Origin of the sequence: Klenkia taihuensis (genome assembly GCF_900112525.1) — a bacterium.
Taxonomy (GTDB): Bacteria; Actinomycetota; Actinomycetes; order Mycobacteriales; family Geodermatophilaceae; genus Klenkia; species Klenkia taihuensis.
In genome coordinates, this window is the sequence record NZ_FOMD01000002.1 from 85668 (window position 1) to 110637 (window position 24970).

Consider the following 24970-nt stretch of genomic DNA (forward strand, 5'->3'; position numbering starts at 1 on the left):
ATGACCGACGTGCTGGACCAGACCGGCCTGCAGCAGCGCCGTCACCTGGTCACCGAGATCCCCGGCCCCCGGTCGGTCGAGCTCATGGCCCGCCGCGCCGCGACGGTGTCGGCCGGGGTGGGCACCACGCTGCCGGTCTTCATCACCCGCGCCGGCGGTGGCGTGCTCGAGGACGTCGACGGCAACACCCTCATCGACCTGGGCTCCGGCATCGCCGTGACCAGCGTCGGCAACGCCGCGCCCCGGGTGGTCGAGGCCGTGCAGGCCCAGGTCGCGGACTTCACCCACACCTGCTTCATGGTCACCCCCTACGAGGGCTACGTCGCCGTCTGCGAGGCCCTCGCCGAGCTCACCCCCGGCGACCACGCGAAGAAGAGCGCGCTGTTCAACTCCGGCTCCGAGGCCGTCGAGAACGCCGTCAAGATCGCCCGCCACGCCACCGGCCGGCAGGCCGTCGTCGTCTTCGACCACGCCTACCACGGCCGCACCAACCTCACGATGGCCCTGACCGCCAAGAACATGCCGTACAAGCACCGCTTCGGGCCCTTCGCCGGCGAGGTCTACCGGGTGCCGATGAGCTACCCCTACCGCGACGGCCTGACCGGCCCCGACGCCGCGGCCCGCGCGATCTCCCAGATCGAGGTGCAGGTCGGCGCCGGCAACACCGCCGCGGTGCTCATCGAGCCGCTGCAGGGCGAGGGCGGGTTCATCGAGCCGGCCCCGGGGTTCCTCACCGCGCTGCGCGAGTGGTGCACCGCCCACGGCGTGGTGTTCATCGCCGACGAGATCCAGTCCGGCTTCTGCCGCACCGGCGCCTGGTTCGGCGTCGACGCCGAGGGCGTCGTCCCCGACCTGGTCACCACCGCCAAGGGCATGGCCGGCGGCCTCCCGCTGGCCGCCGTCACCGGCCGCGCGGAGATCATGGACGCCGTCCACCCCGGCGGGCTGGGCGGTACCTACGGCGGCAACCCGGTCGCCTGCGCCGCGGCGCTGGGCGCGATCGAGACCATGCGGGCCGAGGACCTGGTCGGCGCCGCGCGCGCCGTCGGCGAGGTGATGCTGCCCCGGCTGCGCACCCTGGCCCAGCGGTTCCCCGCCATCGGCGACGTGCGCGGCCGCGGCGCGATGATCGCCGTCGAGCTGGTCGTGCCCGGCACCACCGAGCCCGACGCCGCGCTCGCCGGCGCGGTGGCCAAGGCCTGCCACGCCCGCGGCGTCGTCGTCCTCACCGCCGGCTCCTACGGCAACGTGCTGCGGTTCCTGCCCCCGCTGGTCATCGGCCACGACCTGCTCGTCGAGGCCCTCGACGTGGTCGAGGAGGCCTTCGCCGAGGTGGCCGGCTCCTGATCCGCCGGCTCGACGCCGCCGACTGGGCGCTGCTGCGCGACGTCCGGCTCCGCGCCCTGCGCGCGGACCCGGACGCCTTCGGCCCCACCCTGGAGGGCGAGCGCGACCTCACCCCCGACCGGTGGCGCGAGCGCGTCACCGACGCGGCCTGGTTCCTGTCCCACCCGCCGGGTCTGGTCAGCGGCACCCGGGAGGACGGCGACGCCGTGCTGTCGGGCATGTGGGTCTCCCCCACCGCGCGGGGCCAGGGCGTCGGCCGGCTCCTGGTCGACGCCGTGCACCGCTGGGCGGCCGAGCAGGGGGCGGGACGGCTGGTGGCCCGCGTGTTCGACGACAACGCGCCGGCGGTCGGGCTCTACGCCGCGCTGGGGTTCGCCGTGGACGGGCCGGTGGTGGTCAGCCGACGCGATCCCTCGCGCACCTGGCACAGCTGGGTGCGACCCGTTGTGGGAGCGCCCCCGGGGTCCTAGCGTCGGACCATGAAGAAGCTGATCAACGACCCCGCCGACGTCGTCGCCGACGCCCTGCGCGGGATGGCGCTGGCCCACCCCGAGCTGCGGGTGGACCACGAGAACCGGGTGGTGTTCCGCGGCGACGGGCCCCGGCAGGGCAAGGTCGGCCTGGTCTCCGGCGGCGGGTCGGGCCACGAGCCCATGCACGGCGGGTTCGTCGGCCGCGGCATGCTCGACGCCGCCTGCGCCGGCGAGGTCTTCACCTCCCCCGTGCCCGACCAGGTGGTCGCGGCCACCCAGGGCGTGGACGGCGGCGCCGGCGTCCTGCACATCGTGAAGAACTACACCGGCGACGTGATGAACTTCGAGATGGCCGCCGAGCTGGTCGCCGCCGAGAGCGGCACCGAGGTCGTCACCGTGGTGGTCGACGACGACGTCGCGGTCACCGACAGCCTCTACACGGCCGGTCGCCGCGGGGTGGGCACCACCGTGCTGCTGGAGAAGATCGTCGGTGCCGCCGCCGAGGAGGGCCGTCCGCTGGCCGAGGTCGCCGACCTCGCCCGCCGGGTCGACGACGCCGGCCGCAGCATGGGCACGGCGCTGACCTCGTGCACGGTGCCGGCCGCGGGCAAGCCGACGTTCGACCTGCCCGAGGACCAGATGGAGATCGGCATCGGCATCCACGGCGAACCCGGCCGCCGCCGGGTGCCGCTGGCCCCCGCGCGCGAGGTGGCGGAGATGCTGGTCGAGCCGATCCTGTCGGACCTGTCGTTCACCGGCGGCGAGGGCGTCATCTGCTTCGTCAACGGCCTGGGCGCCACCCCGCTGCTGGAGCTCTACGTGGTCTACGCCGAGGTCGCCGCCCTGCTGGACAAGGCCGGCGTCGCCATCGCCCGCTCCCTGGTCGGGCCCTACATGACCAGCCTGGACATGGCCGGCGCCACCGTCACGCTCCTCAGGGCCGACGACGACCTGCTGCGGCTGTGGGACGCCCCGGTCGTCACCCCCGGGCTCCGGTGGGGCGCGTGAACCCCGAGGAGCTGACCGCCTGGCTGCGCCGGTTCGCCGAGCTGGTCCACGAGCACAGGGACGAGCTGACCGCGCTGGACTCCGCGATCGGCGACGCCGACCACGGCGCCAACCTCGACCGCGGCATGACCGCCGTCCTCGCCGCGCTGCAGGAGGCTCCCCCGGCCGACGCCGCCGCGCTGCTCAAGAAGACCGGCGCCACCCTGGTCTCCAAGGTCGGCGGGGCGAGCGGGCCCCTGTACGGCACGCTGTTCCTGCGGATGGCCGGCGCGGTCGACGGCGGGTTCGCCCCGGCCCTGCGCGCGGGGTTCGACGGTGTGCTGGCCCGCGGCAAGGCCGAGCCCGGCGACAAGACGATGGTCGACGCACTGGGCCCCGCCTGCGACGTCCTCGACGCGGGCGGGTCGGTCGCCGAGGCCGCGCAGGCCGCCGCCGACGGCCGCGACGCCACCGTGCCGCTGGTCGCCCGCAAGGGCCGGGCCAGCTACCTGGGCGAGCGCAGCGCCGGCCACGCCGACCCCGGCGCGACCTCCACCGCGCTGCTGCTGCGGGCCGCCGCGGAGACCCTCCGGTGAGCGTCGGCATCGTCGTCGTCTCGCACAGCCGGGCGCTGGCCGACGCCGCCGTCGAGCTGGCCCGGCAGATGCTGCCCGGCCGCGAGCTGGCGGTCGAGGTGGCGGCGGGGACCGAGGACGGCGGGCTGGGCACCGACGCCATGGCGGTGTCGGCAGCGATCGAGGCGGCCGACGGCGGCGAGGGCACCGTCGTCCTCATGGACCTGGGCAGCGCGGTGCTGTCGGCGGAGACGGCGCTGGAGTTCCTGCCCGACGACGTCCGGGAGCGGACGACGCTGTCGGCGGCGCCGCTGGTGGAGGGCCTGGTGGGGGCCGTGGTCGTGGCCGCGGGCGGCGCCTCCCGCGAGCAGGTGGCCGCAGAGGCGGCCCGCGGGCTCGCGCCCAAGGAGGCCCAGCTGCGGTGAGATGCCCTAGCCTCGCGCTGTGACCCTGCTGAGCGTCCCCGGGAGCCGATGATGGCCAGCGGCCTGTTCGCCCTGTTCGACGACGTCGCCGCCCTGGTGCGGCTGTCGGCCGCGTCGCTGGACGACATCGGCGCCGCCGCCGGGCGCGCCGGGGTCAAGGCCGCCGGTGTCGTCGTCGACGACGCCGCGGTCACCCCGCGCTACGTGCAGGGGCTCGAGCCGAAACGGGAGCTGTCGATCATCTGGCGGATCGCCAAGGGGTCGATCCGCAACAAGCTGCTGATCATCCTGCCGGCGATCCTGCTGCTGTCGCAGTTCCTGCCCTTCCTGCTGACCCCGATCCTCATGGTCGGCGGCGCCTACCTCTGCTACGAGGGCGCGGAGAAGCTGTGGGAGAAGGTCTCGGGCCACCACCCGGAGGAGACCGCGGCCGCCGAGGACACCACCACGGACCCCGCCGAGCACGAGAAGACGGTGGTGTCGGGGGCTGTGCGCACCGACTTCATCCTGTCCGCCGAGATCATGGTGATCGCGCTCAACGAGGTCGACACCGAGCCGTTCCTGTCCCGGGCGATCATCCTGGTCGTCGTCGCGGTCCTGATCACCGCGCTGGTCTACGGCGTCGTCGGGCTGATCGTGAAGATGGACGACGCCGGCGTCGCACTGGCCGCGAAGCCGTCGAAGGGTGTCGCCGCGCTCGGCCGCGGGCTGGTCAAGGCCATGCCGGTGGTGCTGTCGACGCTGGCCACGGTCGGCGTGGCCGCGATGCTGTGGGTGGGCGGGCACATCCTGCTGGTGGGCGCGGAGGAGCTGGGCTGGACCTGGCCCTACGACCTGGTGCACCACGTCGAGGTGGCCGTGCACGACGCCACCGGCGGGCTGGGCGGGGTGCTGGGCTGGCTGACCAACACGGCGCTGTCGGCGGTCGTCGGCGTCGTGGTGGGGGCGGTCGTCGTGGCCGTGCTGCACCTGGTCCCGAAGCGCGGCGGCAAGGCCGCCGCGCACTGACCTCAGCCGCCGCGGGCGAACAGCTCGGCGGCCTGGGCGTCGTCCACGAACGGGTACTTCACCTTGAACTGGGCGAGCGCGTCGGCGACCGACAGCACGTGGGTCTCGCGCCGGCCGGCCGCGTCGACGGTCTGCACGGTGACCATGTCGCCGTTGATGGGCACCCAGTGGGTCTGCGCGTAGTCGGTGAACACGTTCGGCACGACCACGACCCTACGACCGGTCAGATCGGTGCCAGGACCGCCAGGTCGCGGGCCTCGAGGGCCTCGGTGACCGCGGTGCTCAGCCAGCCGGCCGCGGAGAACAGGTCGTCGCCCCCGGGGTCGGCCGACAGCGTCGCCGCCACCGTGCCCGCCCGTTGCACGGCATCGCACACCGTCGTCGTCATGGCTTCTCCATCGGCAGTCCGACACCCTGACCTGAGCCCCGGCACGACCACGACCGCGACGTAGCCTCGCCGCCGTGGACCGACGACGCTTCCTCGCCTCCGCGCTCGCCGGCGGCGCCGCGGTGCTCGCCGGCTGCGGCACCGGGTCCGCGCCGGCCCCGCAGGCCGCACCGCCCACCACGCCGCGGCCGACCACCACCGCGCCCACCACGACGCCCTCCCCCACCTTCCCGGCGCCGCAGCTGGCCCGGGTACCGATCCCGCCGGGCAGGCTGACCGGGCTGCCCGGCGAGGGCTCGTCGCTGGCCTGGACGGTCGACGACGGCGACGACGTCTCCGTGGTGCGCGCCTACACGGAGTTCGGCCGCGACACCGGCACCCGGCTGACGTTCTTCCTCAACGGGTCCAAGCCCGCGTGGACCGAGAACGCCGACCTGCTGCGGCCGCTGGTCGCCGACGGCCGCATCCAGCTGGGCAACCACACCTGGAGCCACGCCGACCTGACCTCGCTGTCGGCCGCCGGGGTCCAGGACGAGCTGCAGCGCAACCACGACTTCGTGCAGGCCACCTACGGGGTGGACATGCGGCCCTACTACCGGCCGCCGTACGGCTACCGCGACGCCGCCACCGACGCCGCGGCCGCCGAGATCGGCTACACCTGCCCGGTGCTCTGGTACGGGTCGCTGTCGGACTCCGCGCTGATCACGCCCGAGGCGCTGCTCGGCTTCGCCGACCAGTGGTTCCTGCCCCAGCACATCGTGATCGGGCACCTGAACTTCACCCCGGTGACCACGGTGTTCCCGCAGCTGCACCAGCTCGTGGTCTCGCGCGGTCTGACCACGGTGACGCTGGACGACGTGTTCCTGCGCCCCTGACCCGCGGTGGGGACCTCGACCGGTCGGGGTCAACGGGCGGGACGGTCAGCGGCGAGGGCGGCGCGCAGGTCACCCGCACCGGCGAAGCCCCACCGCAGGGCCACGGACCGCAGGGACACCGACCGCATGGCCGCTCCCCCGTCCTCCGCGGCGTCGAGGTCGCGGCGGGCCGCGGAACACCGCGCCCTCCGCAGGTAGGCGCCGACCGAGGTGCCGAGGTGCCGGCGGAAGGCGACCCGCAGTGCGTGGGGTGACGTGCCGGCCGCCGCGGCGGCGTCGCCGGTGGTGATCGGCAGGGACAGGTGCGCGTCGATGTAGGCGACCGCCCGGCGCACGGCAGCCGGGCGCACGTCCCCCGGTGCCGGGAGGTACCCCCGCGTCAGGGCCGTGCTCGGGAAGACCTCCAACGCGGTCGCGGCCGCGAGCACCACCAACGCCCGGTGGAGGAGGGGGCTGATCGGCTCGGCCGGTGACCGGCGGAGCTGCTGGCTGACCTGCTTCGCCGTCCGTACCCACATGCGGCCGTGCTCGGGGGACCTGGGCCGCGGGGACAGGAACCGGAAGGCGTCCTCCGGCAGGCCGGTCTGGACGGCAGCGAGCCGCGCGACCTCCTGCTGCGGCAACCGCACCGGCAGGACCTCCAGGTCGTCCCAGCGAGGATCCGCCTGCACGATGGTCGTCACGACTGCCGCAACGAAAGCCGCTCCGTGACCGGAGCATCGCACTTGAAGGGGCGGCGGAACTAGTCCCACGAAGAGATCCTCGACGGCCGGCTCCACCGTGTGGCTGCCGAGCTCGGCGAACAGATCCTCTTCGACACCGGCGAGCTCGGTCTCGAGCAGCGACCTCTCAGCCGTGCTGAGTGTCTCGAGCCGGCCCCGCCCCTCACCGATAGCCACTCGCCAGTCAGGCAGGGCCACCGTGTGAGCAACCCCGTCGACCGAGATCCACAACTCGGTTCCCCGCTTCGGTCATGGCTCACAGATTGCGCTGCCGCCGAGCTCCGACTCGTCCGATCGCCGGCCATCGTCTTGAACCACTACGACGCGTCCCAACTTCGGGTACGAAACCAGTACACCCGGCTACAGCCCTCCAGGACGTTCTGGTCGCTCGTTCCTGCAGACGTCCGCAGGCGACGGTCTACCGGGACCGTCGTCGTCAAGCGCCTTGGATCGGTCGCCGATGCGTTGCAGGTTGTCCTCAAGCTCGGCAAACCACCGGCGCTGATAAGGGGGCAGGTCCGCTGCAAGGGCGCGAGCCACTCCGTCCCTGGCGAATGCGTGTGTCCAGTGACCGCGGTGGATCAGTTCTGGCACGACGAAGTCGACCATCTTCGCCCCCGGTGGCCGGAACGCATCTCGTTGGGCCAGGGACGCACCCTTGACGCCTTCGGTGTCGAAGAACCTCCGGTCGGTGTTCCGCGGCGCCGTCCGCGACCGGGTCATCGCCACCGACCCCAGCGAGGGGGTGACACTCCCCCGCTGCCGGCGCGTCGAGCACACCATGACCATCCCCACGCCCGCAGAGGTCGGCAGGCTCATCGCAGCGGCCGACCCGCGCTTCGCCGCCTTCATAGCCGTGTGCGCCTTCGCTGGCCTCCGGCTCGGTGAGGCCGCCGGGCTCCAGATCGGGGATGTCGACTTCCTCCGCCGACGCATCCGGGTCAGCCGGCAGGTGCAACGCGGCCTCGACCGCACCGCCGACATCCGCCCGCCGAAGCACGGATCGGAGCGGACCGTCGTCGTCCCCGACCGGCTGCTCACCATGCTCGGCACGCACGTCGAGGCATTCCTCGCCGACGGGGACCGCGACCGGTGGTTCTTCCCCACTCCCGCTGGTACACCTCCGCACCAGAACACCGTCGGTCATCTCTGGCGTCGGGCGCAGGCGGGCGCCGGTCTGACCGGCATCCGGCTGCACGACCTCCGGCACTTCTTCCCCTCCGGCCTGATCGCCTCGGGCTGCGATGTGGTGACCGTGCAGCGGGCACTCGGGCACGCCTCGGCGACCACGACGCTGAACAGCTACAGCCACCTGTGGCCCGACGCGGACGACCGCACACGGGCCGCGACGGACAGCCTGATGGCCGCCTCGCTCGATCTTCCGGCGGACTATCTGCGGACTAGATGACTCAGGTAAGCCTCTGAGCTGGAGGTTTTTCGCCAGTCAGACGTTGAAGCGGAACTCCACGACGTCGCCGTCGGCCATGACGTAGTCCTTGCCCTCGATGCGCACCTGGCCGCGGGACTTGGCCTCGGCCATCGAGCCGGCCGCGACCAGGTCGTCGAAGGACACGACCTCGGCCTTGATGAAGCCGCGCTGGAAATCGGTGTGGATCACCCCGGCGGCCTGCGGCGCGGTGGCCCCGACCGGGATCGTCCAGGCGCGGGACTCCTTGGGGCCGGCGGTCAGGTAGGTCTGCAGGCCCAGGGTGGCGAAGCCGACCCGGGCGAGCTGGTGCAGGCCCGGCTCCTCCTGGCCGACGGCGGCCAGGAGCTCGGCGGCCTCCTCGTCGGGCAGCTCGGCCAGCTCGGCCTCGGTCTGCGCGTCGAGCACGATCGCCTCGGCGGGGGCCACCAGCGCGCGCAGCTCGTCGAGCAGCTCGGTGTTGCCCAGCTCGTCGGAGTCCACGTTGAACACGTAGAGGAACGGCTTGGTGGTCATCAGGCCCAGCTCGCGAAGCGGCTCGGTGTCCACCCCCGCGGCGAACAGCGTCCGGCCGCCGTCCAGCACCTGCTGCGCAGCGACCGCGGCGTCGTGCAGCGCCTTGCGGTCCTTGTCCTTGCGCATCTCCTTCTCCAGCCGCGGGACCGCCTTCTCCAGCGTCTGGAGGTCGGCGAGCAGGAGCTCGGTGTTGATCGTCTCGATGTCGTCCTTCGGCGAGACCTTGCCGTCGACGTGCACGACGTCGGGGTCGGCGAACACCCGGATGACCTGGCAGATCGCGTCGGACTCGCGGATGTTGGCCAGGAACTTGTTGCCCAGCCCCTGCCCCTCGCTGGCCCCGCGCACGATGCCGGCGATGTCGACGAAGGACACCGTCGCCGGGATCGTCTTCGCGCTGCCGAACAGCTCCGCCAGCAGACCCAGCCGGGAGTCGGGGACGCCGACGACGCCCACGTTCGGCTCGATGGTCGCGAACGGGTAGTTCGCCGCCAGGACGTCGTTCTTGGTCAACGCGTTGAACAGGGTCGACTTGCCGACGTTGGGCAGGCCGACGATCCCGATGGTGAGACTCACGAGGAGCCAGGGTACGGGGCCGTGGAGCTCAGCCGACCGTCACCGCGGCCTTCCCCAGCGCTGCGGCGCGGTGGGCGACGGCCTGCTCCCACGCACCCACCCACTGGGGCACCCGGTGCTCGACGAGGTGCCGCTCCAGCACGACCTCGCGCGCGGCGCGCGCCTGCTCCACACGCCACTCCGGCTCCTGCACGGCCCGGGTGATGGCCTTGGCCCAGTCCCGTGCGGCCCGCGCCCGGTAGCCGAGGCCCAGTCGGTCGTACTCCACGATCGGCGACCGGACGGCGAAGACCCCGCGGGCGGCGTACTCCAGCACCTTCAGCCAGCTCTTCGAGGTGTTGAAGCGGTCCACGCGCAACGGTGCGAGCCCGATGTCCAGCGTCTCGCCGACCAGCGCCAGGTAGTCGTCGACGTCCCGCTGCCAGGGCACCTCACGCGGCTCGGCCCTGAGCCCGAGGCGCGCGGCCAGGTCCCACTTCTGGCCGACCACGACGAACTCGCTGTTCCCCGCGGTGGCGTCCAGCGCCTGCTGCAGACCTGACCCCATCTCCTGCAGGTCGTAGGGGTGCCCCAGCACGTTGCCGGTCCAGCCGACCACCGCCGGGTCCGACCCGCGCTCGTACGCGGGCGGCAGCTCGGCGACACGGCGCGGGATGGCGTTCGGGACGACGGCACCCCGGCCGTGGCGGGCGTACTCCTTGAGCAGGGCCGGGGTCGTGACGGTGACCAGGTCGGCCTCGCGGGCGCACTCCAGGACACGCTGGGCCGTCCCGTTCTGCGACATGTGGTGCCCGATGTGGCCGACGGAGGCCCCGTGGAGCAGGTCGTCGACCTCGACCACGACCGCCACCCCCCGGGCCTGCAGGATCCGCAGGCACTGCAGCATCTCGACGGTCTTCGGCAGCTGCATGACCACCACGTCGGCACCCTGGTCGTCGACGTCGAGCACCACCGGGTCGGGTCCGGTGCTCATGGTGGTGGCCAGCCCGCGACCGATGAGCACCTCGACCCCGATGCCGGCCTCGTTGACCGCGCGGGTCGGCTCCTCCACCCGGTGGTAGCTCAGGCCGTTGAAGACGGTCTTGCAGACGACGACGCGCATGGGTCCTGCTTCCGGGACGGGGCTGGTCCTGCCCGGTATCGGCAGCCCCGCCCGGCACGCGCACCGCCGTGTCCGATTCCCGCCAGAGCGCTCCCTCCCCCGCTGGCATGCTCGGTGGCGTGACCGAACTGCTGGAGGGCCGCCGCGGGGGCCAGGGCCTGGACGCCGAGCGCTGCTACCGCGCCGTGGCCAGCCGCGATGCCCGCTTCGACGGGTGGTTCTTCACCGCCGTGCACACCACCGGCATCTACTGCCGGCCCTCCTGCCCGGCCCGCACGCCGCTGCCGGGCAACGTCGAGTTCCACCCGACGGCGGCCGGTGCGCAGGCCGCCGGCTTCCGCGCCTGCCGCCGCTGCCGGCCCGATGCCGTCCCGGGGTCCCCCGAGTGGGACGTCCGGGCCGATGTCGTCGCCCGCGCCGTCCGGCTGGTCGCCGACGGCGAGGTCGAGCGCAGCGGGGTCGCCGGACTCGCGGCCGCGCTCGGGTACAGCGAGCGCCAGCTGCACCGGCTCGTCGTCGGCGAGCTCGGGGTCGGCCCGCTGGCCCTGGCGCGCGCCCAGCGCGCGCAGACCGCCCGGGTGCTGCTGGAGACCACCGACCTCCCCGTCGCCGACATCGCCTTCGCCGCCGGGTTCGCCAGCGTCCGGCAGTTCAACGACACCGTCCGGGAGGTCTTCGCCACCACCCCCACCGGCCTGCGCGGCTCCCGCTCGCGCACCGGTCGCGGCTCCTCGGGCTGGCTCACCCTGCGGCTGGCCGCCCGCGCCCCGTTCAGCGCCGAGGAGGTGCTGCTGTTCCTGGGCGGCCACGCCGTCGCCGGCCTCGAGGAGTGGGACGGCACCACCTTCTCCCGGGTGCTCGACCTGCCGCACGGGCCCGCCGTCGTCCGGCTGTCCCCCGGTGCCGACGGCGCCTCGGTCACCGCCCGGCTGCACCTGACCGAGCTGCGCGACCTGGGGACGGCGGTCGCCCGCTGCCGGCACCTGCTCGACCTGGACGCCGACCCGACCGCGGTGGACGACGTGCTCGCCGCCGACCCCGCGCTGACCCGGCTGGTCCGGGCAGCCCCGGGACGGCGGGTGCCCACCCACCCCGACGCCGTGGAGGCGGCCGTGCGGGCAGTGCTCGGCCAGCACGTCTCCCTCGCCGGCGCCCGCACCTTCACCGCCCGGGTGCTCACCGCGGCCGGCACGCCCCTGCCGGAGCCGGTCGGCACGCTGACCCACGCCTTCCCCCGGCCCGGGGCCCTCGTCGACGCCGACCTGGGCGCGGTCGGGCTGACCGGCAAGCGCCGCAGCACGGTGCACGCCCTCGCCGCCGCGCTGATCGGCGGCGACGTCGACCTCGGCCCCGGCGCCGACCGCGCCGAGGCCGGCCGCGCCCTGCTCGCCCTGCCCGGCATCGGCCCCTGGACCGTCGCGCTCGTCGCGCTGCGCGGGCTCGGCGACCCCGACGTGTGGCTGCCCGGCGACCTCGCCCTGCGCCGCGCCCTCACCGCCCTCGGCAGCTCGGACGCCGACGCCGCCACCCGCTGGCGGCCCTGGCGCTCCTACGCCGTGCTGCACCTGTGGGCGATGTCCGCCCCCGCCCTGTTCACCCGCCACCCGGAGGACTCGCCATGACCGCGCTGCACGCCACCACCGGCACCCCGATCGGTCCGTTCACCGTGCTGGTGCAGGACGACGCCGTGCTCGCCAGCGGCTGGACCGCCGACATCGGCGACCTGCTGCCCGTCGTGCACCGGTCGCTGCGCCCGGCCGAGGTGACCGCGGTCGACCGGCTGCCCGTGCTCGACCTCGTCGACGCCTTCCACGCCGGGGACGTCGCCGCGGTCGAGGGCGTGGTCGTCCGCCAGCGTTCCGGCCCGTTCCTGCAGGAGGCGTGGGACGTGCTGCGCACCGTGCCGGCCGGGCGGCCCGACAGCTACGCGGAGTTCGCCGCCCGCTGCGGCCGACCCGCCGCCGTCCGCGCCGCCGCGGGTGCCTGCGCCCGCAACGCCGCCGCGCTGTTCGTGCCCTGCCACCGGGTGCTGGCCACCGGCGGCGGGCTGGGCGGGTTCCGCTGGGGGACGCCGGTCAAGCGGTGGCTGCTCGACCACGAGGCCGCGCACACCCCGGTGCCCGCCTGACCGGTTCTGTCGTACCCCTCGGGCACGCTCCGGGCCATGGACGCCGCCTCCCTGCTGCTGGGCCTGCTCGTCGGTGCGCTGCTGGCCACCGCGGTCACCCTCGGCCTCGTCGCCGTGCTCCGGCGCCGGGCCCCGCAGCCCGACGGCCTGGAGCCGGTGCACGAGTCGCTGGACCACCTGCACCGGCTGCTGGCCGGCATCGAGCGCGACCGGGCCACCGCGCACGGCGAGCTGCGCGAGCAGGTGGGCACCGTCGGGCAGACCTCCGCGCTGCTGCGCCAGGAGACCGCCGCCCTGGTCACCGCACTGCGCACCCCGCACGTGCGCGGCCGGTGGGGCGAGGTGCAGCTGCGCCGGCTGGTCGAGGTCGCGGGCCTGCTGGAGCACGCCGACTTCGTGCAGCAGCCGTCCGCGGTGAACGACCTCGGTGCGGGGGTGCGCCCCGACCTGGTGGTCACCCTGGCCGACGGCAAGCACGTGGTGGTCGACGCCAAGGTGCCCTTCGCCGGGTGGATCGAGGCCGTCCAGGCCACCGACGAGGCGGTCCGGGTCGCCCGGGTGGCCGAGCACGCCCGCCAGCTGCGGGCCCACGTCGAGGCGCTGGCCGCGCGCCGCTACCCGACCGCGTTCGACCCGGCCGCCCCGTTCACCGTGCTGTTCGTGCCCTCCGACGGTTTCCTCACCACCGCGCTGGAGGCCGAGCCGGGGCTGCTGGAGCACGCGTTCGGCCGCGACGTGGTGATCGCCACCCCGAGCACCCTGCTGGCGCTGCTGCGCACCGTCGCCTACTCCTGGCGCACCGAGCGGCTGGCCCGCGACGCCGGCGCGGTCCTGGAGGTGGGCCGCCTGCTGCACACCCGGCTGGGCACGCTGTCGGGCCACCTCACCAAGCTGGGCTCGGCGCTGGGGTCGGCGGTGGGCCGGTTCAACGACACGGTCGGCAGTTACGAGCGGTCCGTGCTCACCACCGCCCGTCGCTTCGACGACCTCGGGGTGGCCGCCACCCCGGTGCCCACCCCGGCCCCGGTGAGCGCCCAGGTGCGCGAGCTGCACCCCGCACCCGACCCGGAGCTGCGCACCGGCTGACCGGTCGGTCGTGCGCGACGCGCCCACCTGCGCCGAGCCCGCCTCCAGCTCCTGGACAGGTTCGGCCGTTACCGTGCGGTGATCGATCGGCGGCCGCTCAGGGGTGCTGCCGGGAGCGAGGAGGTGCACCATCGCACCGGTCAGTGCTGTCGAGTCCAGGCGGGAGGGCGCCGTGCGTGCCGAGCGCAGCCAGCGCAGCGACCTGGGTGGCGGGGCCCCCCGGCCCCGCTCCGCCGCACCGCGTCCCCGGGGCGCGGAGCCCGACGATTGGTCCTACGACGGGCCGGCTCCTCGGGCGCCGTACTCCTCCCGCCCGGCACCCGGGCGGGACGCCCGCCCCGCGCCCCGGCGCACCGCCCGTCGCAGCGCACCGCCGCAGCGGGGCGTCGCCGGCGCCCTCGGCGTGCTCGGTGTCTTCCTGGTCACGCTGGCGGCCGGCGCCGCCGACTCCTACCTCGGCACCGGCCTGGGCCTGATCACGACGATCGCGCTCGTCGGCTCCACGGTCGCGGCCGGGTTCCTGGTCCGCCGGCGCGACCTGGCCACCGTCGTCGTGGCCCCGCCGCTGGTCTTCGTCGGCGTCGCCCTGGTCAACATCGTCCTCGCGCCGTCGGCCACCCTCTCGCTGCCGACGATCGCGACGCTGCTCATCCGGGGCTTCCCCGCCATGGCCATCGCCGTCGGCGCCGCCCTGGTCGTCGCCCTGGTCCGGGCGGTCTCCCGCCGCTGAGCCCGGCTGGTCCCGCGCCGACCGGCGCGGGACCGCCCGGTCAGTCGGTCGCCGAGGTGTCGACCGCGAGGGCCTGCCGCCGCTGCTTGAGCTCCTGCGGCAGCGCGAACACCAGCCGCTCCTCGGCCGCCTTGACCGTCTCCACGTCCGGGTAGCCGCGCTGCGCCAGCCAGTCCAGCAGCTCGCTGACCAGGATCTCCGGCACCGAGGCGCCGCTGGTGACCCCGACGGTCGAGACGCCCTCCAGCCAGGCCTCGTCGACCTCGGAGGCGTAGTCGACGAGGTAGGACGCCCGGGCGCCGGCCTCCAGCGCCACCTCGACCAGGCGCACCGAGTTCGACGAGTTGGTCGACCCCACGACCAGCACCAGGTCGCACTCGCCGGCCATCTGCTTGACGGCCTGCTGGCGGTTCTGCGTGGCGTAGCAGATGTCGTCGCTCGGGGGCGCCTGCAGACCCGGGAACCGGCCCTTGAGCTGGTCCACCGTGGCCAGGGTCTCGTCGACCGACAGCGTGGTCTGCGACAGCCAGACGACCTTCTCGGGGTCGCGGACCTGCACGTTGGCGACGTCCTCGGCACCGTCGACGAGCTGGGTGCGCTCCGGCGCCTCGCCCATCGTGCCCTCGACCTCCTCGTGCCCGCGGTGGCCGATCAGCAGGATGTCGTAGTCGTCGGCGGCGAACCGCTTGGCCTCCTTGTGCACCTTGGTGACCAGGGGGCAGGTCGCGTCGATGGTGCGCAGCTGACGCGCGGCGGCCTGCTCGTGCACCGCCGGGGACACCCCGTGCGCGCTGAAGACCACGACCGCGCCCTCGGGCACCTCGTCGGTCTCCTCGACGAACACCGCACCGCGGCGCTCGAGGGTGGCCACGACGTGCTTGTTGTGCACGATCTGCTTCCGGACGTAGACCGGGGCGCCGTGGATCTCCAGGGCCTTCTCCACCGCGATCACCGCGCGGTCGACACCGGCGCAGTAGCCACGGGGGTCGGCGAGCAGGACACGACCGGGCTGATCAGCAGGCATGGCACCCACGGTACGTGGGCCTGGGGGCGCGCCGCAGCGCTCGCTGGGGCACGCTTCCCCCATGGCACGTGAGATCCCCGAACCCGTCCGCGCCGCCGCCGGGCTGGCCGCCACGCTGCTGGACGAGGCCCGCAGGCTGCCCGAGACCCTCCCCGGCCTCCCCGTCCGCGCGATCGGGCTGGCCATGCAGACGGCGCTGAAGGTGCAGCAGGAGTACTCCGGGCTGGTCGCCCGCGGGGACGAGCTGCTCACCGGCCTGCGCGGCGAGGACGAGCCGGGCCTGGCCACCTTCGACGACGACGAGGACGACCTGCCGCCCTCCCGGCCCGCCGCGACGGGCGGGCTGGGCTCGCGCAGCTCCTCCTTCGACCGCGTCCCGGTCGACCCCGAGGACGCCTTCGCCCCCGACGGCTACCTGGTCGACGACGAGCCCCTCGCCGACGACGCCGACGACGCCGACGACGAGCCGGTCGAGGAGCCCGTGCTGGTCGTCGACGAGGCCGCCGCGGTCGGTGACGACGACCTGACCGACGAGACGTTGGCCACCGAGGAGCTGCTCGCCACCGGCCTGACCGCCGACCTCGGGGGTGCCGCGCTCACCGACGCCGACGTCGCGGCGCTGCCGGACGACCCGGCCGCCGACGAGATCACCGCGGCCGTCGACGAGCTCGCCGTCGGCATGAGCGACTCCGCCGCCGAGGACGACGCCGTCGTCGCCGCCTCGGAGAAGGCGATCGACGCCGCCCACGAGGTCGCCGCCGAGGCGCCGGTCACCGGGTACGAGGGCTTCACCATCGCCCAGCTGCGGGGCCGGCTGCGCGGCTACCAGCCGGTGACGGTGGACGAGCTCCTCGCCTGGGAGGAGGCGCACCAGGCGCGGCCGCCGTTCCTCACGCTGCTGCGCAACCGCAAGGAGAAGCTGGCCCGCGAGCAGGGCTGACCCGCCCGCTCAGCACACCAGCCCCAGGTCGCCCTCGGTGAAGGGGCAGTCCCCGCCCTCGGGGACCCCCAGCACCTGGCGGTCGGCGGCCGGGAAGTCCGCGGTCGGTCCGGCGGCGAGCACCGGTGCCATCGCGTCGTGCCAGATCTGCGCGCTCTTCCCGCCGCCGAACCCGCCGACGTCCGCGTCCTCGTCCGGGTCGAAGACGAGCACGCTGGCGGTGTACTCGGGCGTGGAGCCGACGAAGGCCACCGACACGTTGCCCTGCGTCGTCCCCGTCTTGCCGGCGACGTCGTGGCCGGCCACCCGCGCCCGGCTCGCGGTCCCGATGTCGGACTCCACGTCGCCGCGCATGACCTGGGCCAGCGTGTGCGCCACCGGGGCGGGCAGCGCGCCCGGTGTGCAGTGCTCGCCGGTGTCCACCGCGCCGCCGCCGGCCCCGGTGAGCGGCGAGCCGTCCGCGGCCAGGACGGCGGTGACCGGGGTGGGGTCGCACTGCGTGCCGCCGGAGAACACGGTGGCGTAGGCGTCGGCGAGGTCCAGCGGGCTGGTGCCCAGCGGGCCGAGGGTGAACGACCCCTGCTCCCCGTCGATGACCTGCTGCGCGTCGTCGTCGGTCAGCGAGGCCAGCCCCAGCCGCTGCGCCTCGCGGACCGGGCCCTCGACGCTGCCCAGGTGGTCCTCCAGCCCCACGAAGAAGGTGTTCGAGGACTCCACCAGCGCATCGGCCAGGTCCAGCGTCTCCGGGTAGTGCCCGGCGTTGCGCACCACGTAGGGCGCCCCGCGGGTGCCGCCGTCCTCCTTGTAGACCGTCGAGGTGTAGGGGTCCGACGTGGTCTGGGTGAACGACGCGGTGTACCCGTGCTGCAGTGCGTAGGCCGCGGTGAACAGCTTGTAGGTCGACCCCGACCCACGGGCCGCCGCGGTGGGCAGGTCCACCGAGGTGCAGCCCTCGCCGGTGCAGCCGTAGGTGCGGTTGACGCTCATCGCCAGCACGTGCCCGGTGCCGGGCTGGACGACGTCGTAGACCGCGGCCAGCGGGCTGTCCTGCGCCACCGTGCGCACCACCGCGGCGTCGCCCGCGCGCTGCACGCCGGTCTCCAGCGTGGTCCGGACGGTGAGCCCGCCGTCGTCGAGCTGCTGGTCGGTCAGGCCGAGGGTGCCGGTCAGGTACTCCCGCAGGTAGCTGCAGAAGAACCCGCCCACGAGCGCCTGTGCGCAGCCCTGCGGGGGCGCCGCGCCCGGCGTGGTGGCGACCGGGGTGGCCAGGTCGGTGGCGAGGTCGGCGTCGGACAGGTCGCCGAGGTCGTGCATCCGGTGGAGCACGACGTCGCGTCGGGCCTGCGCGACGTCGGGGTGGGCGATCGGGTCGTCGGCCGACGGGTTCTGCACCAGCCCGGCCAGCGTGGCCGCCTGCAGCGGGGTCAGCGCCGAGGCGTCGACGGAGAAGTAGGTCCGGGCCGCTGCCTGCACCCCGTAGGCGCCGTGCCCGAAGTACACCGTGTTCAGGTAGCGGGTGAGGATGTCGGACTTGCTCATCCGCGCGTCCACGGCGAGCGCGAGCCGGGCCTCGGTGACCTTGCGGGCGAGCGTGTCGGCGGTGGCCTCCTGCTGCCCCTGCGTGGTCGTGGCCCGCTGCAGCAGCGTCTGCTTGACCAGCTGCTGGGTGATCGTCGAGCCGCCCTGGGCGGCGCCGCCGCTGGACACGTCGGTCACCAGCGCGCGCAGCGTGCCGATCGGGTCGACCCCGCCGTGGCCGTAGAAGCGGGAGTCCTCGACGTCGACCAGCGCGGTCCCCATGACCGGGGCGATCCGGTCGGCGGTGACCGGCACCCGGTACCGGTCGTAGAAGTCGGTGATCGTCGACCCGTCCGCGGCGAGCACGGCGGTCACGCCGGGCAGCGGGGCGGTCGTCACCTCGTCCACGGCGCTGGTCGAGACCGCGCCCTGGCTGTCCCCCACCGCCCGGCCGGCCAGGTCGAGACCCACCAGCCACGGCCCGGCGACGGCGGCGACGAGTACCCCGGCCACCACGACCGCGCCCACCAGCTTCCCCACGACCGCGTACCGCACGCACAGCACCCTGCCCCCGCCCCCTGGGTGGTGGCTGGGAGCTCCCCGCACGTGCACCTGGCAGGCTCGCGGGCGTGACCGCACCGTCGTCCCCGGACCAGCCGTGGCCGGTCCGCACCGTCGCCCGCAAGGTCGCCGACTGGATCGGCCGGCTCGGCGAGGTGTGGGTGGAGGGCCAGGTCGCCCAGCTGTCCCGGCGCGGGTCGGCCACGGTGTTCCTCACCCTGCGCGACACCGCCGCCGACCTGTCGGTGCCGGTCACCTGCCCCCGCGACGTCGCCGACCGGCCGGGCGCGGCCCTGACCGAGGGCGCCCGGGTGCTGGTCCGGGCCCGGCCCGACTACTACGTCGCCCGCGGCTCCTTCTCCCTGCGCGCCACCGAGATCCGCGCCGTCGGCCTCGGTGAGCTGCTGGCCCGCATCGAGCGGATCCGCACCCTGCTGGCCGCCGAGGGCCTCTTCGACGCCCACCGCAAGCGCCCGCTGCCCTTCGCCCCCGCCGTGGTCGGGCTGGTCACCGGCAAGGACAGCGCCGCCGAGCGCGACGTCCTGGTCACCGCGCGGCGCCGCTGGCCGGCGGTCCGCTTCGCCGTCCGGCACTGCGTCGTGCAGGGCCCGGCGGCGGCGGAGGAGGTGGTCGAGGCGCTGCAGCGGCTGGACCGCGACCCCGAGGTGGAGGTCATCGTGCTGGCCCGCGGCGGCGGCTCGGTGGAGGACCTCCTGCCCTTCTCCGACGAGGGCCTGGTGCGCGCGGTCGCCGCCTGCCGCACCCCGGTGGTCACCGGGGTCGGCCACGAGACCGACACCACCCTGGTCGACCACGTCGCCGACGTCCGGGCGGCCACGCCCACCGACGCGGCGCACCGGGTGGTGCCCGAGATCGGGGAGCAGCGGCGCCTGGTCGACGGGCTGCGCGCACGCGCCCGCGCGCTGGTCACCGCCCGCGTCGAGCAGCAGGAGCGCTGGCTGGAGTCGGTGCGCAGCCGTCCGTCGCTGGCCGAGCCCGAGCGGTTGCTGGCCGGGCGCGGCGAGGAGGTCCTCGCACTGCGCACCCGGGCCACCCGCACGCTCACCCACCGCGTGGACCTCGCCGTCCGCGACCTCGAGCACGCCCGGGCCCGGGTCGCCGCGCTCTCGCCCCAGGCCACCCTGGACCGCGGCTACGCGCTCGTGCAGACCGCCGACGGCGCGCTGGTGCGCAGCCCCGACGAGGTCGCCGACGGGCAGGCGCTGCAGGTCCGGGTGGCCGGCGGTCGCGTCCCGGTGCGGGTGGACCGGCAGGATGGTCAGCCGTGAGCACCCCGGAGCCGGCCCCGACGCAGAGCTACGAGCAGGCCCGCGAGGAGCTGGCCGACGTCGTCGGCAGGCTCGAGGGCGGCGGGCTGACGCTGGAGGAGTCACTGGCGCTGTGGGAGCGCGGCGAGGAGCTCGCCGGGGTGTGCCAGCACTGGCTCGACGAGGCCCGCGAGCGGCTGCAGAAGGCGGCTCCCGCCGAGGACCGGTGAGCCGCTACCCCGCCTGGTAGGGCTGCACCGACGCCGCGAGCGTGCGCAGCTCGTCGTCGGTCGCCGAGCCGGTGACCGCGACCGTCGCGCCCTCGGCGTCGAGCAGGTAGGCGGTCTCCCCGCGGGCGGTGGTGGTCTGGGTCCACTCCTCGCCGCCGATCTCGACCGGGGTGTCGCCGGACCGGCCGTCGAGCACCCGGGCCAGGTCCTCGGCGCGGGGCTCGTCGCCGATGACGAAGCCGGCGTACTCCTCGTCCGGGGTGACGTACCCGATGGACAGGGTCACCGGGTCCCCGGCCTCGGTGGCGTCGCCGGCGTCGGTGGTGATGCTGGTGGCCCGCCAGTCGTCGGGCAGGCCCTGCGGCACCAGCAGCGGGAAGCTCGCCCGGGCCGCGGCCAGCTGGGTGCCCGAGGTGGTCTCCACCTCGCGCACCGGGTCCACGTCGTTCTGCCGCAACGAGGTCAGGCCGACCAGGGCGAGCACGATGACGGTCAGCGGCAGCAGCGAGCGCACCATGTTCGCCGCGGTGAACTTCGCGGCCCGCTCCTGCGAGGAGCTGGCGACCATCTGCTCCTCGACGTCCTTCGAGCGCTGCTGACCCTGAGGTGCGGTGTCGGCCATGGACCTAGGATCGCAGCAGCGCTCCCCCATCCCGTCGACCGGCGGTGCACCGGCGGTCCGGCGGCCCCTCGAGGAGGTCCTCCGTTGTCCCTGCCCGTCCCCGACGGCCCGGTCCCGACCTACCACTCCGCCTTCCACGAGCAGACGCCGCCGACGGGCATCCGGCCCGACCGGAACCTGGCCATGGAGCTGGTCCGCGTCACCGAGGCCGGGGCGATGGCGGCCGGGCGCTGGGTGGGCCGGGGTGACAAGAACGGCGGCGACGGCGCGGCGGTCGACGCCATGCGCCAGCTGATCCAGACGGTGAGCATGCGCGGCACGGTGGTCATCGGCGAGGGCGAGAAGGACGAGGCGCCCATGCTGTTCAACGGCGAGGAGGTCGGCGACGGCACCGGCGCCGAGTGCGACGTCGCGGTCGACCCCGTCGACGGCACCACGCTGATGGCCAAGGGCATGCCCAACGCGGTCTCGGTGCTCGCGGTGGCCGACCGGGGGGCGATGTACGACCCGTCCGCGGTGTTCTACATGGACAAGATCGCCACCGGGCCGATCGCGGCCGACGTGGTCGACATCCGGCTGCCGGTCAAGGAGAACATCCGCCGGGTCGCCAAGGCCAAGAAGGCGTGGGCGGCCGACGTGACCGTCGTCATCCTCGACCGCCCGCGCCACCAGGCGCTGGCCCAGGAGGTCCGGGACGCCGGGGCGCGGATCAAGTTCATCTCCGACGGCGACGTCGCCGGCGCGATCGCCGCGGCCCGCGAGGGCACCGGCGTGGACCTGCTGCTGGGCATCGGCGGCACCCCGGAGGGGATCATCACCGCCTGCGCGCTCAAGTGCATGGGCGGTGCGCTGCAGGGCCGGCTGTGGCCCAAGGACGACGACGAGAAGCAGAGGGCCATCGACGCCGGCCACGACCTGGACCGGGTGCTCGACATCGACGACCTGGTCCGCGGCGACGTGTTCTTCGTGGCCACCGGCATCACCGACGGCGAGCTGCTGCGCGGGGTGCAGTACCGCGCCGGCGGGTGCACGACGCAGTCGCTGGTCATGCGGTCGCGCTCGGGCACCATCCGGGCCATCGAGAGCCTGCACTCGCTGGAGAAGCTGAACCAGTACTCCGCGGCCGGTTCCGACTACTGACCCCGCAACGACGACGGCCGGGTCCCCGCGGGGACCCGGCCGTCGTCGTCGGTGTCAGAAGTCGTAGCAGTCGAAGACCGAGGACTCCTCGGTCCACGGCACCCGACCACCGCAGCTCTCGGCGTACCGCTCGTACTCCGAGTCGATCGGGGACGCGCCGTAGAGGCTCAGGCAGCCCGAGACGTCGCCGTCGAAGCACTGCTGCGCGTACTCGTCGAGCTGCGGGTCGTCGCCCAGGCCCTCGGGCGAGGTCGGCGTGCCCTCCACGATGTCGCCGGTGCTGCCGCTGCCCGACGGCGACGACGGCACCGGGATCGACGGGATCGAGGGCACCGGGGGGAGGCTGAGCGTGACCGTCGGCGGGGCGGCCACCCGGGCGTCGTCGTCCCCACCACCGACGAAGACCACCAGCGCCACGACCACGGCCGCGATCACCACCACCGCGCCGATGGACAGCGCGATGACGGTGTTCTTGTTGTTCCCCGGCGGGTGGCCGTGGGGCGGCTGCCCGTACGGACCCGGCTGGCCGTACTGCCCGTACTGGCCCGGCTGGCCGTACTGCGGCTGCCCGTACTGCGGCTGCTGACCGTACGGGGGCTGCTGGCCCCAGCCGCCCTGCTGCGGCTGCTGACCGTGGGGGTCACCGCCCCAGGGCTGCTGGCCGCCGGGCGGCTGGTACGGGGGCTGGGACATGCGGGTGCTCCTCGTGGCGGCTGTGCGCGGTGCGGCCGGGGTCAGTCGAAGGCGACGGAGCAGGCGTTGCCCGTGCCCGTGGGCTGACGGCCGGCGCAGGAGTCGCCGTAGTCGTTGTAGGCCTCCAGGCCCTGGCCCAGCGACTGGAAGAACAGCGAGTCGCAGTCGCTCATGGTGCCGTCGTAGCAGCTCTGCGCGAGCTGGTTCAGGTTCGCGTCGGTGCCCAGACCGTCGGGCGTCGCGGTCGGCGGCGGCACGTTGCCGCTGTCCGAGCCACCGGAGCCGCCGCCCGAACCACCCCCGGAACCGCCGGAGCCGCTGCCGTACAGGTCGTCGCAGCCGCCGTAGGTCTCGTCGGTGCGCTGCCCGCAGGTCGAGCCGTACTCCTCGTAGTCCGAGCCGATGTCCGACTGCAGCCACAGGTCGTCGCAGGCCACCCAGTCCTCGCCGTAGCAGGAGTCGGCGAGCTGGTCGAGCTCGGCGTCGTCACCCAGGTTCGACGGGGACTCACCCGCCGGCACCGACCCACCGCCGCCCCCGGACGAGCTGGACGAGGCACCCGAGGAGGTGGTCCGGGACGCCGACGTCGAGGACTGCGTGGCGGTGCTGGTCGGGCTGGTCGTGGTGTCGTCGTCACCGCGGTTCAGGAACAGCACGAGGCCGACGACGATCGCCGCGATCACCACGACACCGCCGATGGACAGCGCGATGGCGGTGTTCTTGTTGTTCTTGGGCGGCTGGCCGTAGGGCGGCTGGCCGTACTGCCCCGGCTGCCCGTACTGACCCTGCTGGCCGTACTGATCGGTGCCGTACTGCCCCTGCTGGCCGTACTGGCCCTGCCCGTACTGACCCTGCTGCCCGTACTGGTCCGACCCGTAGGACGGCTGGCTGCCCCACTGCCCCTGCTGGCCCTGCTGGCCGTACTGCCCGGGCTGTCCCTGCTGACCGCCCCAGGGCTGGCCGGACTGGCCCGACTGGTCGTTGCCGCCGCCGCCCCAGGGCTGCTGGCCGTCGTGGGGCGGGTAGGGGGGTTGGGACATCTGGTGGACTCCTCGGTTCCGGACCCTGGCGTGCGGATCGTAGGGATCGGCCCCCCGGTCGGCCACTCGTCGTGATCATCCGGTGACCTGGCCGGGCCGCGGCGCCGCTCCCCCGGTGTCTAGGGTCTCCGGTGTCGTCCCAGCCGACACCGCCGACACACCGGGAGAGCAGCGTGGCCACCGAGCAGGACTTCCGCATCGAGCACGACTCCATGGGCGAGGTCCGGGTGCCCGCGCACGCCAAGTGGCGGGCGCAGACCCAGCGGGCCGTGGAGAACTTCCCGATCAGCGGCACCCCGATCGAGCGGGAGCTCATCGGCGCGCTCGCCGCCATCAAGGGTGCCGCGGCCACGGTCAACGCCGAGCTCGGCGTGCTGGACGGCGACGTCGCGCGGGCGATCCACGCCGCCGCGCAGGAGGTCGCCCGCGGCGACTGGGACGAGCACTTCCCGATCGACGTCTTCCAGACCGGCTCGGGGACGTCGTCGAACATGAACACCAACGAGGTCATCGCCACCCTGGCGTCGGACGCCTCCGGCCTGTCGGTGCACCCCAACGACCACGTGAACGCCTCGCAGTCCTCCAACGACGTGTTCCCCTCGGCCATCCACATCGCCACCACGCGCGCCGTCGTCGCCGTCCTGGTGCCGGCCCTGGAGCACCTGGCGGGCAGCCTGGAGCGCAAGGCGACCGAGTTCGCCACCGTGGTCAAGAGCGGCCGCACGCACCTGATGGACGCCACCCCGGTCACCCTCGGGCAGGAGTTCGGCGGGTACGCCGCGGCGATCCGCTACGGGGTGGAGCGGCTGCAGGCCTCGCTCCCCCGCATCGGCGAGCTGCCGCTGGGCGGCACCGCCGTCGGCACCGGCATCAACACCCCGCCCGGGTTCGCCGCCAAGATCATCGCGACCCTCGCCGCGGACATGCAGCTGCCGCTGACCGAGGCGCGCGACCACTTCGAGGCGCAGAGCTCCCGCGACGGCCTGGTCGAGGCCTCCGGCCAGCTCAAGACCATCGCGGTCGGCCTGGTGAAGATCTGCAACGACCTGCGCTGGATGGGCTCGGGCCCGCGCACCGGCCTCGGCGAGATCTACCTGCCCGACCTGCAGCCCGGCTCCTCGATCATGCCGGGCAAGGTGAACCCGGTGCTGCCCGAGGCCGCGATCCAGGTCGCCGCCCAGGTCATCGGCAACGACGCCGCGGTCACCTTCGCCGGCACCACCGGCTCCTTCGAGCTCAACGTGACCCTGCCGCTGATGGCCCGCAACGTGCTGGAGTCCATCCGGCTGCTGGCCAACGTGTCGCGGCTGCTGGCCGACCGCTGCATCGACGGCATCACCGCGAACGAGGAGCAGTGCCGCACCTACGCGGAGAGCTCGCCCTCGATCGTCACGCCGCTGAACAAGTACATCGGCTACGAGGAGGCGGCGGTGGTTGCCAAGACCTCGCTCAAGGAGCAGAAGACCATCCGCCAGGTCGTCGTGGAGCGCGGGTACGTCGCCCAGGGCAAGCTCACCGAGGAGCAGCTGGACGCCGCGCTCGACGTGCTGTCCATGACCCACCCCTGACG

The 24970-nt window shown here is 74.2% G+C and carries 27 protein-coding genes; 17 read left to right on the forward strand and 10 right to left on the reverse strand.

The features are described 5' to 3' along the window. Genes gabT through BM158_RS08300 form a run of 6 tightly spaced genes read left to right on the forward strand, consistent with a single transcriptional unit; the run spans nt 1 to nt 4815 of the window. Nucleotides 1–1347 carry a 4-aminobutyrate--2-oxoglutarate transaminase gene (gene gabT / locus BM158_RS22020; protein WP_091556628.1) on the forward strand — a complete coding sequence of 449 codons (1347 nt, stop codon included), beginning with the start codon at nt 1–3 and terminating at the stop codon, nt 1345–1347. A 32-nt stretch (nt 1348–1379) separates the two neighbouring features. Then, complete coding sequence (locus BM158_RS22025) at nt 1380–1817, forward strand: GNAT family N-acetyltransferase (RefSeq protein WP_229827901.1); 438 nt, start codon at nt 1380–1382, stop codon at nt 1815–1817. Nucleotides 1818–1826: 9 nt separating this feature from the next. After that, nucleotides 1827–2828 carry a dihydroxyacetone kinase subunit DhaK gene (gene dhaK / locus BM158_RS08285; protein WP_091556630.1) on the forward strand — a complete coding sequence of 334 codons (1002 nt, stop codon included), beginning with the start codon at nt 1827–1829 and terminating at the stop codon, nt 2826–2828. After that, the gene (gene dhaL, locus BM158_RS08290; protein WP_091556633.1) at nt 2825–3403 is read left to right on the forward strand and encodes a dihydroxyacetone kinase subunit DhaL; all 579 of its coding nucleotides are present in this window, start codon (nt 2825–2827) and stop codon (nt 3401–3403) included. The genes dhaK and dhaL overlap by 4 nt, the downstream gene beginning before the upstream one ends. Further along, nucleotides 3400–3807 carry a dihydroxyacetone kinase phosphoryl donor subunit DhaM gene (gene dhaM / locus BM158_RS08295; RefSeq protein WP_091556635.1) on the forward strand — a complete coding sequence of 136 codons (408 nt, stop codon included), beginning with the start codon at nt 3400–3402 and terminating at the stop codon, nt 3805–3807. Before dhaL ends, dhaM begins: the two co-directional genes overlap by 4 nt. A gap of 51 nt (nt 3808–3858) precedes the next feature. After that, nucleotides 3859–4815: a DUF808 domain-containing protein gene (locus BM158_RS08300; protein WP_091558551.1), complete on the forward strand. Its 957-nt coding sequence runs from the start codon at nt 3859–3861 to the stop codon at nt 4813–4815. A 2-nt stretch (nt 4816–4817) separates the two neighbouring features. Here BM158_RS08300 and BM158_RS08305 read toward each other — a convergent pair whose 3' ends face one another. Then, the gene (locus BM158_RS08305; protein ID WP_131801997.1) at nt 4818–5018 is read right to left on the reverse strand and encodes a hypothetical protein; all 201 of its coding nucleotides are present in this window, start codon (nt 5016–5018) and stop codon (nt 4818–4820) included. Nucleotides 5019–5038: 20 nt separating this feature from the next. After that, on the reverse strand, nt 5039–5203 hold the full coding sequence (locus tag BM158_RS21735; RefSeq protein WP_165628869.1) for a hypothetical protein: 165 nt from the start codon (nt 5201–5203) through the stop codon (nt 5039–5041). 74 nt (nt 5204–5277) lie between these two features. Between BM158_RS21735 and BM158_RS08310 the strand changes: the two genes are divergently transcribed. Continuing rightward, a complete protein-coding gene (locus BM158_RS08310) occupies nt 5278–6078 on the forward strand; it encodes a polysaccharide deacetylase family protein (protein ID WP_091556639.1) in 801 nt (266 codons plus the stop codon). Between the two features lie 29 nt (nt 6079–6107). On the opposite strand, the gene BM158_RS22670 is transcribed toward BM158_RS08310, so the two are convergent. Beyond that, a complete protein-coding gene (locus BM158_RS22670) occupies nt 6108–6761 on the reverse strand; it encodes a helix-turn-helix domain-containing protein (RefSeq protein ID WP_131801998.1) in 654 nt (217 codons plus the stop codon). A 709-nt stretch (nt 6762–7470) separates the two neighbouring features. Between BM158_RS22670 and BM158_RS08320 the strand changes: the two genes are divergently transcribed. Continuing rightward, nucleotides 7471–8208 (forward strand): tyrosine-type recombinase/integrase, encoded by a 738-nt coding sequence (locus BM158_RS08320; protein WP_229827890.1) that lies wholly within the window; start codon nt 7471–7473, stop codon nt 8206–8208. A 36-nt stretch (nt 8209–8244) separates the two neighbouring features. Here BM158_RS08320 and ychF read toward each other — a convergent pair whose 3' ends face one another. After that, complete coding sequence (gene ychF, locus BM158_RS08325; protein ID WP_091556643.1) at nt 8245–9318, reverse strand: redox-regulated ATPase YchF; 1074 nt, start codon at nt 9316–9318, stop codon at nt 8245–8247. Between the two features lie 28 nt (nt 9319–9346). Further along, nucleotides 9347–10420 (reverse strand): glycosyltransferase family protein, encoded by a 1074-nt coding sequence (locus BM158_RS08330; RefSeq protein WP_091556646.1) that lies wholly within the window; start codon nt 10418–10420, stop codon nt 9347–9349. Between the two features lie 119 nt (nt 10421–10539). Between BM158_RS08330 and BM158_RS22675 the strand changes: the two genes are divergently transcribed. From BM158_RS22675 to BM158_RS21485, 4 genes are all read left to right on the forward strand, one after another. After that, complete coding sequence (locus BM158_RS22675) at nt 10540–12042, forward strand: AlkA N-terminal domain-containing protein (protein WP_268247953.1); 1503 nt, start codon at nt 10540–10542, stop codon at nt 12040–12042. Beyond that, nucleotides 12039–12548 carry a methylated-DNA--[protein]-cysteine S-methyltransferase gene (locus BM158_RS08340; protein ID WP_091556650.1) on the forward strand — a complete coding sequence of 170 codons (510 nt, stop codon included), beginning with the start codon at nt 12039–12041 and terminating at the stop codon, nt 12546–12548. The genes BM158_RS22675 and BM158_RS08340 overlap by 4 nt, the downstream gene beginning before the upstream one ends. Before the next feature lie 36 nt (nt 12549–12584). After that, nucleotides 12585–13634, forward strand: coding sequence for a DNA recombination protein RmuC (locus BM158_RS08345; protein ID WP_091556652.1), 1050 nt, complete (start codon nt 12585–12587; stop codon nt 13632–13634). 172 nt (nt 13635–13806) lie between these two features. Continuing rightward, nucleotides 13807–14364 carry a DUF6542 domain-containing protein gene (locus tag BM158_RS21485; protein WP_131801999.1) on the forward strand — a complete coding sequence of 186 codons (558 nt, stop codon included), beginning with the start codon at nt 13807–13809 and terminating at the stop codon, nt 14362–14364. A 40-nt stretch (nt 14365–14404) separates the two neighbouring features. Here BM158_RS21485 and BM158_RS08355 read toward each other — a convergent pair whose 3' ends face one another. Beyond that, nucleotides 14405–15388, reverse strand: a complete 984-nt coding sequence (locus tag BM158_RS08355; protein WP_091558567.1) for a 4-hydroxy-3-methylbut-2-enyl diphosphate reductase — start codon at nt 15386–15388, stop codon at nt 14405–14407. Between the two features lie 61 nt (nt 15389–15449). Between BM158_RS08355 and BM158_RS08360 the strand changes: the two genes are divergently transcribed. Beyond that, the gene (locus tag BM158_RS08360; protein WP_091556656.1) at nt 15450–16328 is read left to right on the forward strand and encodes a lipid droplet-associated protein; all 879 of its coding nucleotides are present in this window, start codon (nt 15450–15452) and stop codon (nt 16326–16328) included. Between the two features lie 9 nt (nt 16329–16337). On the opposite strand, the gene BM158_RS08365 is transcribed toward BM158_RS08360, so the two are convergent. Continuing rightward, nucleotides 16338–18401, reverse strand: a complete 2064-nt coding sequence (locus BM158_RS08365) for a transglycosylase domain-containing protein (RefSeq protein ID WP_229827891.1) — start codon at nt 18399–18401, stop codon at nt 16338–16340. A 74-nt stretch (nt 18402–18475) separates the two neighbouring features. Between BM158_RS08365 and xseA the strand changes: the two genes are divergently transcribed. Further along, on the forward strand, nt 18476–19696 hold the full coding sequence (gene xseA, locus BM158_RS08370; protein ID WP_091556661.1) for an exodeoxyribonuclease VII large subunit: 1221 nt from the start codon (nt 18476–18478) through the stop codon (nt 19694–19696). Further along, a complete protein-coding gene (locus BM158_RS08375; RefSeq protein ID WP_091556663.1) occupies nt 19693–19905 on the forward strand; it encodes an exodeoxyribonuclease VII small subunit in 213 nt (70 codons plus the stop codon). Before xseA ends, BM158_RS08375 begins: the two co-directional genes overlap by 4 nt. Nucleotides 19906–19909: 4 nt before the next feature. Here BM158_RS08375 and BM158_RS08380 read toward each other — a convergent pair whose 3' ends face one another. Then, nucleotides 19910–20527 (reverse strand): DUF4245 domain-containing protein, encoded by a 618-nt coding sequence (locus BM158_RS08380; protein WP_091556665.1) that lies wholly within the window; start codon nt 20525–20527, stop codon nt 19910–19912. Between the two features lie 84 nt (nt 20528–20611). On the opposite strand from BM158_RS08380, the gene glpX reads away from it, so the two are divergent. Beyond that, nucleotides 20612–21667, forward strand: coding sequence for a class II fructose-bisphosphatase (glpX, locus tag BM158_RS08385; protein WP_091556666.1), 1056 nt, complete (start codon nt 20612–20614; stop codon nt 21665–21667). 54 nt (nt 21668–21721) lie between these two features. On the opposite strand, the gene BM158_RS21315 is transcribed toward glpX, so the two are convergent. After that, nucleotides 21722–22360: a hypothetical protein gene (locus BM158_RS21315; protein WP_109504835.1), complete on the reverse strand. Its 639-nt coding sequence runs from the start codon at nt 22358–22360 to the stop codon at nt 21722–21724. A gap of 41 nt (nt 22361–22401) precedes the next feature. Further along, nucleotides 22402–23400, reverse strand: coding sequence for a hypothetical protein (locus tag BM158_RS08395; protein WP_091556668.1), 999 nt, complete (start codon nt 23398–23400; stop codon nt 22402–22404). A 173-nt stretch (nt 23401–23573) separates the two neighbouring features. Here BM158_RS08395 and BM158_RS08400 point away from each other — a divergent pair, with 173 nt between their 5' ends. Further along, complete coding sequence (locus BM158_RS08400) at nt 23574–24968, forward strand: class II fumarate hydratase (protein WP_091556670.1); 1395 nt, start codon at nt 23574–23576, stop codon at nt 24966–24968. Nucleotides 24969–24970: the final 2 nt, after the last annotated feature.